The organism is Flexivirga aerilata (assembly GCF_013002715.1).
Lineage (GTDB): Bacteria > Actinomycetota > Actinomycetes > Actinomycetales > Dermatophilaceae > Flexivirga > Flexivirga aerilata.
In genome coordinates this window covers 69,189-79,697 of record NZ_JABENB010000001.1, presented here as the reverse complement: position 1 = coordinate 79,697, position 10,509 = coordinate 69,189, and the positions used below count along the sequence as shown (strand labels likewise).

At 67.7% G+C, this 10,509-nt stretch carries 11 protein-coding genes; 5 read left to right on the top strand and 6 right to left on the bottom strand.

The window, feature by feature from the left end; genetic code table 11:
- Positions 1–146: 146 nt before the first annotated feature.
- Together HJ588_RS00385 and HJ588_RS00380 are read left to right on the top strand one after the other, a co-directional pair.
- Positions 147–527: a sulfate permease gene (locus HJ588_RS00385; RefSeq protein ID WP_171150903.1), complete on the top strand. Its 381-nt coding sequence runs from the start codon at positions 147–149 to the stop codon at positions 525–527.
- Positions 524–910, top strand: coding sequence for a recombinase family protein (locus tag HJ588_RS00380; protein WP_171150900.1), 387 nt, complete (start codon positions 524–526; stop codon positions 908–910). The genes HJ588_RS00385 and HJ588_RS00380 overlap by 4 nt, the downstream gene beginning before the upstream one ends.
- Here HJ588_RS00380 and HJ588_RS00375 read toward each other — a convergent pair.
- From HJ588_RS00375 to HJ588_RS00350, 6 genes are all read right to left on the bottom strand, one after another.
- Positions 900–1,226 (bottom strand): helix-turn-helix domain-containing protein, encoded by a 327-nt coding sequence (locus HJ588_RS00375; protein WP_171150898.1) that lies wholly within the window; start codon positions 1,224–1,226, stop codon positions 900–902. The genes HJ588_RS00380 and HJ588_RS00375 overlap by 11 nt on opposite strands.
- Before the next feature lie 336 nt (positions 1,227–1,562).
- Entirely contained in the window at positions 1,563–2,366 is an 804-nt protein-coding gene (locus tag HJ588_RS00370) for an alpha/beta fold hydrolase (protein WP_171150896.1), read from the bottom strand.
- Complete coding sequence (gene catC / locus HJ588_RS00365; RefSeq protein WP_212755224.1) at positions 2,363–2,650, bottom strand: muconolactone Delta-isomerase; 288 nt, start codon at positions 2,648–2,650, stop codon at positions 2,363–2,365. The genes HJ588_RS00370 and catC overlap by 4 nt, the downstream gene beginning before the upstream one ends.
- Positions 2,650–3,510 (bottom strand): catechol 1,2-dioxygenase, encoded by an 861-nt coding sequence (catA, locus tag HJ588_RS00360; protein WP_171150894.1) that lies wholly within the window; start codon positions 3,508–3,510, stop codon positions 2,650–2,652. The genes catC and catA overlap by 1 nt, the downstream gene beginning before the upstream one ends.
- A gap of 90 nt (positions 3,511–3,600) precedes the next feature.
- Positions 3,601–4,707: an enolase C-terminal domain-like protein gene (locus HJ588_RS00355; protein ID WP_171150892.1), complete on the bottom strand. Its 1,107-nt coding sequence runs from the start codon at positions 4,705–4,707 to the stop codon at positions 3,601–3,603.
- Positions 4,704–5,621: a LysR family transcriptional regulator gene (locus HJ588_RS00350; RefSeq protein ID WP_171150890.1), complete on the bottom strand. Its 918-nt coding sequence runs from the start codon at positions 5,619–5,621 to the stop codon at positions 4,704–4,706. Before HJ588_RS00350 ends, HJ588_RS00355 begins: the two co-directional genes overlap by 4 nt.
- Before the next feature lie 254 nt (positions 5,622–5,875).
- On the opposite strand from HJ588_RS00350, the gene benA reads away from it, so the two are divergent.
- Genes benA through benC form a run of 3 tightly spaced genes read left to right on the top strand, consistent with a single transcriptional unit; the run spans position 5,876 to position 10,422 of the window.
- The gene (benA, locus tag HJ588_RS00345; RefSeq protein WP_171150888.1) at positions 5,876–7,264 is read left to right on the top strand and encodes a benzoate 1,2-dioxygenase large subunit; all 1,389 of its coding nucleotides are present in this window, start codon (positions 5,876–5,878) and stop codon (positions 7,262–7,264) included.
- Between the two features lie 4 nt (positions 7,265–7,268).
- Complete coding sequence (gene benB, locus HJ588_RS00340) at positions 7,269–7,817, top strand: benzoate 1,2-dioxygenase small subunit (RefSeq protein WP_171150886.1); 549 nt, start codon at positions 7,269–7,271, stop codon at positions 7,815–7,817.
- Between the two features lie 16 nt (positions 7,818–7,833).
- On the top strand, positions 7,834–10,422 hold the full coding sequence (gene benC, locus HJ588_RS00335; RefSeq protein WP_171150884.1) for a benzoate 1,2-dioxygenase electron transfer component BenC: 2,589 nt from the start codon (positions 7,834–7,836) through the stop codon (positions 10,420–10,422).
- Positions 10,423–10,509 lie beyond the last annotated feature (87 nt).

The following is a 10,509-nucleotide window of genomic DNA, read 5'->3' as shown; positions in this document are numbered from 1 at the left end:
AGGGGTTACGTCTGTCCGGGCTCCGGCGTACAGTGGAGGCCGAGGCAGGTTCTCCTCGATTGCGGGTCCTTCGGGACGGCCCAGCTTGGGCGCTCATACACGTACTGCCTCCTCGACGGAGAGATACGTGTGACGAGAGGCCCGCCATGATCCGCCCGATCTGGGCGTTCAGCGCCCACACCCGCTATTACCTGCGCCGCTACATGCCGACCAACCGGCTGCTCGACGCGATCCGGCGCCGACGCAACTTGAAGTGGGGCATCCCCGCGATGCTCCTCGCCGTGCCCTACCTGCTAATCGCGAGCATCTGCACCAACGCCCTCGCTGACGGTGCCCCAGGCTGGCTGCATCTGGTCGTGCTGTGGGCGGTGTGGAACGCGCTGAAGTTCATCATCATGGGACCGGTCAGCCTCATCCTCCTGATTCGCGCCCGGACCCAGGAAGCCATCGCCCGGCACCGCAAGCGGCAGGCCACCCGTGACAGCTCGCAGTCCCAGGCGCCCATGACCGCAGGGGCGGTCCGATGAACGCCGCCATCTACACCTACGTTGCCCGCCCCACGCGCCAGGCGCACGAGCAGCACCAGACCGCTTGCCTGGCGCTCGCCTGCGACCTCGATCTTGATGTCACTTGTAGCTATAGCGACGGGGCCGGCGATCGCTCGGAGCTGACCCGACTGATCGCTGACGCCGCAGCAGGCGAGTTCTCCGCTCTGGTGATCGCGCGGCTGGACCGTCTCGGGCGGACGATCCCGGCGGCCCCGCACGTCCTGGCAGACCTCGATGACGCTGGCGTGACTGTCTATGCGGTCGATCGCGGCGTGCGCCCGCTCACTGACCCGGCCTCGCTAGCAGGCGTCCTGACTACCATGCTTCGTCCGTGCGCGTCCGGTCGGAACATCACGCGCTGACCTGAGTGCGGCGTCCGCTCGGCCGGATCGTGACGCCCTCCACGGCCAGTGCGCTTCGGACTGTCTGCTGGCTGACCCCGAACCGTAGTCCGACCTCCATCAGGCTCAGCCCTCCGGCATACAGCTCGACCGCTTCGGCGAGGTGGGACTCATTTAGACCGCGCCTGCGGATCGGGACCGAGCGGCGGACCAGATGTGCAGCAGCAGTTCGGCGGTGCACGCCGAACTGCTCACCCAGCTCCACCAGCGTCGCGCCCGCCTCGTAGAGGCATACGAGCTCGTCCACCTGCGCCGGGCTCAGAAAGGTTTGGGTCATCCCAACTGCGCGCACCATCCGCCCCCGCGAGTCCATTACAGAAGGCTCCAGCGGCCGCCGGTCCCGCCGGTAGACGCCCCGCGACCTGCGAGAAGCCACGGTTTTCAAGGCCGGGCAGGGGTTCTCAAACTCTCTACGGAGGTCCACCGCAGTAGGGCAACCCCGCTCGGCCGGTCGGCCGGGCGGGGTTTCGCTTTCTCTTCGCGGGGCTCCGCCGGGGTCACTCGCCGACCCGGCCCGACAAGGCCGCGGCGCCGACGCCGACGGCGACGAGGAGGGCGGCGGCGAGGGTGAGGCCCACCCAGGCGTGGGTATGACCTCCGTCCTCCCTGGAGGCTACGCGCGCCGACTCCTGCCGGCAGCGGAACGCCGGTGCTCCAGGATCGCGTGCGCGGACTCGCTCGGCGCCTCCAACGGCGCGAGATGCCCGACGCCGGCCAGCTCCACGTAGGAGCCGTGGGCGACGGATTCACTCAGCGCCCGCAACCCGTCCGGGGGCGTGGCGACGTCGTCGGATCCGGCCACAACGAGGAGGGGTGTCTCGATCTCCGGCAACCGGTCGGTCAGGTCGAAGGCGGCCAGTGCCTCGCAGGCGAGGGCGTAACTCTCCGCGTCGACGTCGGCCTGCTCCTGCACCACTGCGCGCGAGTCCGCCGTCGGTCGAGCGACAACGGCCGAGCCGAACCAGCGCGCGGGACCGGAGGCGACCAGCGGCGCCATACCCTCGGCACGGACCGTGGCAGCGCGGTCGTGCCAGCCCTCGGGAGTGCCGAATTTCGCCGCGCCGCAGAAGACCATGGCGCGGTCGCATCGGTCGGGTGCATCGACCAGCAGCTGCAGACCGACTGCTCCGCCGATGGAGTCGCCGGCATAGCTGTATGGCGCAGCTCCCTCACCGAGCGCCGCCTGCACCTCGGCCCGCACCGCAGCGGCAAGCTCGCCCACGGTGAACGGCTCGCGAGCAGCCGGACTGCTGCCGTGCCCCGGCAGGTCCCAGCCGAGCACCCGGAAACCGGAGAGCCGGGTAACCGCCGCACCCCAGAGCCGCCGCACCGACGTGCCGAGCGACGGCCCGAGCACCAGCACCGGCTCCCCGCTGCCGCCGCCGAGGTCGGTGAGCGTGACGGTCGGCCGGGTCATTGCGGTGGGTGGATGTCCGAGGGATGCACCGCGAGCGGCGTGACCTCGATCGTCATGTAGGGGAACAGCGGGAGATTCCACAGGATCTCATGCAGCCGGTCGTTCGACTCCACCTCGAACACGCTGAGGTTGGAGTAGGCACCGACGATGCGCCAGATGTGCACCCACTCGCCATTGCGTTGCAGCTGTTGGGAATACGCCTTCTCCCGCGCGAGCGTGTCCTGCACGACGGCAGGGTCCAGGTCGCGCGGGAGGTCGACGTCCATCCGGACCGCGAAGCGCATCAGGCCTCCGGGTCCAGCACGAAGCTGTAGTTGATCGCGACGCTGCCGTCCGGCTGCTCCTGCGGGTCGAGCACCAGCTCCGGCTTCACCGCCGAGGCGATGTCGTCGTCGTTGTGCGGGTCACCGGGGAAGTAGAGCTGGGCGGTCAGCAACTCGTGGCCCGGCGCCGACACCTTCACGTGCAGGTGCGCGGGACGCCAGGCGTGCCAGCCGGCCGCCGCGATCAGCTTGCCGCACGATCCGTCGGTCGGGATCTGGTAGGGCGCGGGTTGGATGCTGTGAATCTCGAACTCTCCCTGCGGGTTTGCGTGGAAGGTGGCTCGCAGGTTCCACTCCGGCAGACCGGGCGCAAACTGGCTGTAGAAGCCGTCCGCGTCGGCGTGCCAGAGCTCGATCTTCCCCTGCAGCGGCGTGCCGTCGGTGGAGGTGATCGTGCCGTTCCAGGTCAGCGGCGTGCCCGACTCCCCGTCCCGCATCGGGATCGTATTGTCCACGGCGTCAGGGGAATTCGGCACGTAGTAGGGGCCCTCGATCGTGCCCTTGTTGCCCTCGCGGTGCTCGGTCGCGACCTCCTCGACGACGTGCTCGACCCACACGTCGAGGAAGAGCGGCCACTCGCCGTCCTCGCCGACCTGGATGAGCCATGCCTTCAGCGCGTTGTATTCGTCGTAGGTCACCTTGTTGCGACGGATGGTCTCGTAGACGGAGTCGAGCACCTCGCGGGCGAGCATGTCGACCCGCTCCTTCGGCACGTCCCGCACGGCGTCGTACGGCGACTTGTCGGTGCGGAAGCGCTCGGTCGCCGATGCTCCGGAGGCGGCAGCCGTCGCGGTGCGGCCCTCATTGGTGGTAGCGGTCATGACATTCTCCTTACTCGTCACCGGTCGAAGGGCCGGTCTTTTGATGCTCGCGAATCTCGTTGTCGCGAGGCAGTTTTCGGGTGTATGACGTCAGTCGCGGTCGAGGCGGTAGCGCGCGAGCTTCTCGTCGTCGATCTCGAAGCCGATGCCCGGCGACTGCCGCACGACAAGCTCTCCGTCGGTGATCCGCAACGGCTCGGTCAGCAGGTCGTCGTCGAGGTCGAGGAAGTTGGACAGCTCGCCGGCGCGGCGTGACGTCAGCTCGTATGCCGCGCCGAACGCGACTGCGCACGCGGTGCCGACCTGGCCGTCGATCTGGTTGCCGAGCACCACCTCGAGGCCGAGGCCCGCGGCAAGATGGTGCACGCGGGTGCTGTCGGTGAAACCGGTGCGTGCGGTCTTGATCGAAACCGCCGAGGCCGACCCACCGAGCACCTCACGGGTCACGTCGGCCGGGGTGGGCGCCGACTCGTCCGCGATCATCGGCACGTCGAGGTGTTGCACCAGCCAGCGCCGCCCGAGCACGTCGTCCGCCGGATTGAGCTCCTCAGCGAAGAGCAGGTCGAGGTCGGCCATCTCGCGCATCGCCCGCAGCGACTCCGAGGCGGTCCAGCCGCGGTTGCCGTCGACATACAGCTCGACGGTGTCGCCGAAGCGTTCGCGCAACGCGCGCACGACCGCGGTGTCGAGGCCGACTGGTCGGCGTCCGACCTTCACCTTGAAGGTCCGGATCCCGTGGCACTCAACGACTTTCTCCGCTTCGGCGACCATGGCGGCCGGTTCGTCGAAGCCCAGCATGTGGCTGACGCGCATGCGGTCGGTGAAGCCGCCCAGCAGGTCGCTCACCGGCAGTCGCAGAGTCCGTCCGAGCGCGTCCCACACGGCCATGTCGATGGCGGACTTCGCCGTCGGGTTGCCGACGGTCCGTGCCATCCGGTGATGGATGACCTCCCGCTGCAGGAGCGTCAGCCCGACGACCTGCGGGGCGAAGACGTCCTCGACCACCGCGACGATGCCGCGCTGTGTCTCGCCATACGTGAAGGGCCGGGGCGGTGCCTCGGCGCTCCCGATGACGCCGTCATCGGTGTGCACCCGCACGAGCACATGCTCTGCGCGGTGCACCTCGCCACTGGCGAAGCGCAACGGCTTGCGGTAGTCGATCGCGAACGGAATCGCTTCAATAGCAGTGATTTTCACGTCAGATCCTCTGCCTTCGACGGATCGGCGCCGCTGAAGAAGTCATGGCTGTCGAGGGTGGCCAGCACACTGCGCACCAACGCCGAGGGGTTGTCCGCGCGCCAGGCGAGCGACAGGTCGATGGACGCCGCGCCCTGCACCTCGCGGAAGACCACGCCGTCGAGCTGCATGCTGCGCACCGAGTCCGGCACCAAGGTGATGCCGAGACCGGCGGCGACCAGGGCGAGCGACGCGGCGGTGCTCGGGGCGCGGTGCGCGATCGTGGGCGAGAATCCGGCGTCGCGGCAGCTGGCGACCATCGCCTCGTAGACCACCGATCGGGTGTCGGTGTAGGTCACGAAGTCGTCGGTCGCGACGTCGCCCAGCTCCAGACCGGACTCGGGCACCAACCGGTGGTCGGCCGGCAGGGCGAGGATCAAAGGCTCGTCGAGCAGGTGCCGGGTGCGGATGCCGTCGTCGTCAACGGGTGCCCGCAAGACCCCGAGGTCGAGGCGACCGTCGCCCAGCAGCTCGGTCTGACGTGGCGTGAGCAGGTCGGTCTGCACCTCGACCGCGACGGCCGGCAGCGCCGATCGGACGAGGCGGGCCAGCCGGGACATCTGGGTGTAGGCGCTGGTGCCGGTGAAGCCGATCCGCAACAGCCCGCTGCGGCCGCCGGCGATGCTGCGCGCCCCGGCGACCGATGCGTCGAGCTCGCGCAGCAGCCGCGTCACCTCGCGGTGGAAGAACTCACCGGCCGGTGTCAGCTGCACCGAACGCGTGGTGCGGGTGAGCAGTTCGACTCCGAGGTCGGCCTCGAGCCGTCGGATGGCCTGGGAGAGCGCGGGCTGCGCGACGTGCAGCCGCTCGGCGGCCTGCCCGAAGTGACAGGTTTGCGCGACGGTGTCGAAGTAGCGCAACTGCTTCAGGTCCATTGTGGGCCACCTCCTCGGCGTACGGCGGTGTTGTCGTGGTTGTGGTGGGTTGCGGTGGGTTGTGGTGCCGGTCACAACGACTTCCACGGTAGGCCGCGGATTGAAAAGATACAAAGACCAATTTGGGCCGTCTTAATAACGAAAGACTGATCAATATCTGTCGTGGTCAGGACTAGGCATTTACCTCGTGTGACGTGAGTCACCGGGTGGTGAAGTCGAGGGAACGGACGTTTTCTCACCCCTTGGAGGTTGCCGTGACCGAGCTACTGGACCGCATCAGCGACAAGCTGGCCGACGCCGTGGTGGACGACCCGGAGACCGGGATCTTCCGGGCCAACCGACGCATCTTCACCGACGAGGAGATCTTCGAGCTGGAGATGAGGCACATCTTCGAGGGCAATTGGATCTACCTCGCGCACGAGAGTCAGCTGCCCGCACCGGGTGACTACTTCACCACCTACATCGGCCGGCAACCGGTCGTCATCACGCGGGACAAGGACGGCGAGTTGCACTGCCTGATCAACGCGTGCGCGCACCGGGGCGCGATGATCTGCCGGCGCAAGACCGACAACCGCACGACGTTGACCTGCCCGTTCCACGGCTGGACCTTCCGCAACGACGGCACCTTGCTCAAGGTGAAGGACCCCGACGGCGCCGGCTACCCCGACAGCTTCGACACCGACGGTTCACACAACCTGACCAAGGTGGCGCGTTCTGAGTCCTATCGGGGCTTTCTCTTCGGCAGTCTCAATGCCGATGTCGCGACCCTGGCCGATCACCTGGGCGACACGACGAAAGTGATCGACATGCTGGTCGACCAGTCGCCGGAAGGCCTTGAGGTGCTTCGGGGTTCGTCGACATACACCTATGACGGCAACTGGAAGGTGCAGGCCGAGAACGGCGCCGACGGCTACCACGTCACGGCCACGCACTGGAACTACGCGGCGACCACGTCGCGGCGCTCGACGGGCGAATCGGCCAATGCCACCAAGACCCTCGACGCGGGGCAGTGGGGCAAGTCCGGCGGCGGCTACTGGTCCTACCCGAACGGTCACCTCTGCCTGTGGACCTGGGCCGGCAACCCGCAGGATCGGCCGCTGTGGGACCGGCTCGATGAGCTGAAGGCCGAATTCGGCGATGCCAAAGGCGAATTCATGGTGCGCGGCTCCCGCAATCTGTGCCTCTACCCGAATGTCTACCTGATGGATCAGTTCTCGACGCAGATCCGGCACTTCCGGCCGGTCGCTCCGGACAAGACCGAGGTGACGATCTACTGCATCGCGCCGAAGGGGGAGAGCGCCGAGTCCCGCGCGTGGCGGATCCGTCAATACGAGGACTTCTTCAACGCCTCGGGTATGGCGACACCGGACGACCTCGAGGAGTTCCGGTCCTGCCAGCTGACCTTCCGCGCGGGTGCCGCGCCCTGGAACGACATGAGCCGCGGGGCCGAACACTGGCTCTCCGGACCGGATCCGGTGGCCAAGACGCTCGGGATGGACGGCGTCATCTCGGCCGGCGTGAAGAACGAAGACGAGGGTCTCTACCCAGCGCAGCACGGCTACTGGCTGCAGACCATGCGGGCGGCTATTGCCGCGGAAGCTGCCGCAGTGCCCGCCACCGATGAAGCAGCGCAGGAGGCGTGAGGCGATGACCAGCACGGAGAAGACAACCAGCACCGAAAACAACCAGACGGCAACGGGTTCCGCGCTCATCACCCAGAACTCGATCGAGCAGTTCCTCTACCGGGAAGCGCGCTATCTCGACGACCGTGAGTTCGAGAAGTGGCTCACCTGTTACGCCGACGACGTCATCTACTGGATGCCGGCGTGGGGTGACGATGACCTGCTGACCGAGGACCCGCAGACCGACATCTCGCTGATCTACTACCCCAACAAGGGCGGCCTCGAGGACCGGGTCTTCCGGATCCGCACCGAGCGGTCGTCGGCCACCTCGATCCCGGAGCCGCGCACCAGTCACAACATCAGCAATGTCGAAGTCATCGAGCGGTGCGGCGATCTGGTCGACGTGCGGTTCAACTGGCACACGATGTACTTCCGCTACAAGACCGTCGACCCCTACTACGGCACCTCGTTCTACACGATCGACTTCTCCGGAGAGCAGCCGCTGATCCGGCGCAAGACCGTCGTCCTGAAGAACGACTACATCCACCATGTGGTGGACGTCTACCACTTCTGAGCACGATCGGATCATCATGTCTGCCAACGAAACTCACCAGGTCGCTCTGGCCTTCGAGGACGGCGTCACGCGCTTCATCACCTGCCGTGCCGACCAGACGGTGGCCGACGCGTCCTACCGGCAACGCATCAACATCCCGCTCGATTGCCGGGACGGCGCCTGCGGCACGTGCAAGGCATTCTGCGAGTCGGGTGAGTATGACGGGGGCACCTACATCGACGACGCGCTCTCTGACGACGAGGCCGCGGCGGGTTACGCGCTGCCGTGCAGCATGCGCCCGCGATCGGACCTGGTGCTGCAGATCGCCAGCACCTCGGAGGTCGCCAAGACGCGAGCGGCGACGTTCGCCGGCACGATCAGCGGTCTGGACCGGCTGTCGCCGTCCACCGTCCGGCTGCGGGTCGAGATCTCACAACGAGGCGAGTTGGCATTTCTGCCAGGGCAATACGTCAACATCGACGTGCCGGGCACCGAGGTGAGCCGGTCCTATTCCTTCAGCAACGCGCCGCACGAGGAGGAGCTGAGCTTCCTGATCAAGCTCGCCGAGGGTGGCGCGATGTCCGACTACCTGACCGATCGGGCGTCCGTCGGCGACGAGCTCACGCTCACCGGCCCGCACGGGTCGTTCTTCCTGCGCGACACCGATCGCCCGGTGCTGTTGCTGGCCGGCGGCACGGGCCTGGCACCGATCCTGTCGATGCTGCGCAAGCTGCGCGCTGACGGCAGCGAGCGGACGGCCCACCTGATCTATGGGGTCGGCACCGACGACGACCTCGTCGAGCTGGACTCGCTCGGCCAGCTGGCTGACGAACTTCCTGGATTTACCTGGGATCACTGCGTTTCCGACCCGGGCACCGCCAGCGCCAACCAGGGCTACGTGATGAGCCTGATCCGGCCCGAGCAGCTCTACGACGGGGACGTCGCGATGTATCTCTGCGGGCCGCCGCCGATGGTGGAGTCGGTGCGGCAGCACGTCGCAGCCGCCGGCATCGAGCCGACCGGCTTCTACTACGAGAAATTCGCTCTTGCCGTGCCGGCCGCAGAGGGGAGCGGCCCCGCCTCGCAAGCGCCCGTGACCGGGCGGGAGACCGCGGACGAGGAAGAGCTGCTGCCCGCAGGGGATGCGCGTGCCGTCGCCGGCCAGCCGATGCTGCGCCCGGCCGACCTGTCGCCGGTCGGCGCCTCCGCCGGTGCCCCGGACGACTCCGACCCGATCCGCCGGATTGCCGGGCAGTTGATGCTCGACGTCGCGGACGCACCCGTGGCAGAGCCTGCCGCAGTGGGGGAGAGCACCGTCATACGTGATGAAAAGGTAGTGGAGACAGCACCTTCCGACGGTTATCAGATCGGTGAGGAGCATCCGGACATCGGATCGTCCGACGCGATCTTCGAGGCACGCGAGGCGCTGGAGCTCGGCGCCCTGGAGCTGGTGATCGGGCGGCTGTCCTCCGGGCAGCTTGCCGGTTACCGCTTGCTCGCGGAGTCGACGCTGCCCTATGTCGAGGGCGATCGCTTCACCGATGCGGTCGCCTACACCGACACCAACGCCGCCTTCCACGACTATCTCTTCGCGTTGACCGGCAACGAGCACCTGCTCAAGGCCTATCAGGCGCTCGGCGTGAAAGGCCGGATGGGTGAGGTGCTGCAGAACGCCACGTGGTGTCACCCCAGATGCGCGACCGATCATGTCGAGATCGTCGAAGCCTTCGAGTCCGGGGATCGGGCTGCGGCGCAGCGATTGGTGCGCGAGCACGCCGAGCGCTCCAAGCAGACCATGCGCCGGGCGATGAGCGACACGCTCGCATCGACGCGACCGCGCTTCGTCACGCCAGGGCGATTCGCCGGCAAGGTCGTGGTGGTGACCGGTGCCGCACAGGGCATCGGCGCCCAGGTCGCGCGGCGCGTCGCGGCCGAGGGAGGCACTCTCGTGCTCGCCGACCGTTCCCAGATCGTCGACGAGGTTGCCGCCGCACTATCCTCAGACGGCGAGCATCTCGTGGTGCACTGCGACCTCGAGACGTATGACGGCGCAGCCACGCTGGTCCACGACGCCGTCGCGAAGTTCGGCCGCGTCGACGTGCTGGTCAACAACGTCGGTGGCGCGATCAACTTCAAACCGTTCGTCGAGTTCACCGAGAGTGAGATCCATGCTGAGGTGCAACGCTCGCTGATGACAACGCTTTTCGCCTGCCGGGCGGCGCTCCCTTCGATGGTGGAGCGCGGTGGTGGGGTCATCGTCAACGTTTCGTCGGCGGCGACCCGCGGCATACACCGCATTCCGTACTCGGCGGCGAAAGGTGGCATCAACGCGATCACTGCATCCCTGGCGATGGAGTATGCCGGGTCCGGGATCCGCGTGGTCGCCACCGCGCCCGGCGGCACGGACGCGCCACCCCGACGGATCTCGCGCGGCACTCCGGCCGCCCGCTCCGATCAGGAGCGCGACTGGTTCCAGGCGCACATCGACCAGACGATCGGCTCCTCGCTGCTGGGTCGCTACGGCACCCTCGATGAGCAGGCGGCGGCCATCACGTTCCTCGCCTCCGACGAGGCGGCGTATGTCACCGGCAGCGTGCTGCCGGTCGCCGGTGGGGACCTCGGTTGACGGCTCGCGGCGGCCGGAGCCGGGCATACGGTGGGAGCGTGTCTGTGCAGCTGCCCCTCGTGCCCAGTCGGCAGCGTGTGCTCGATG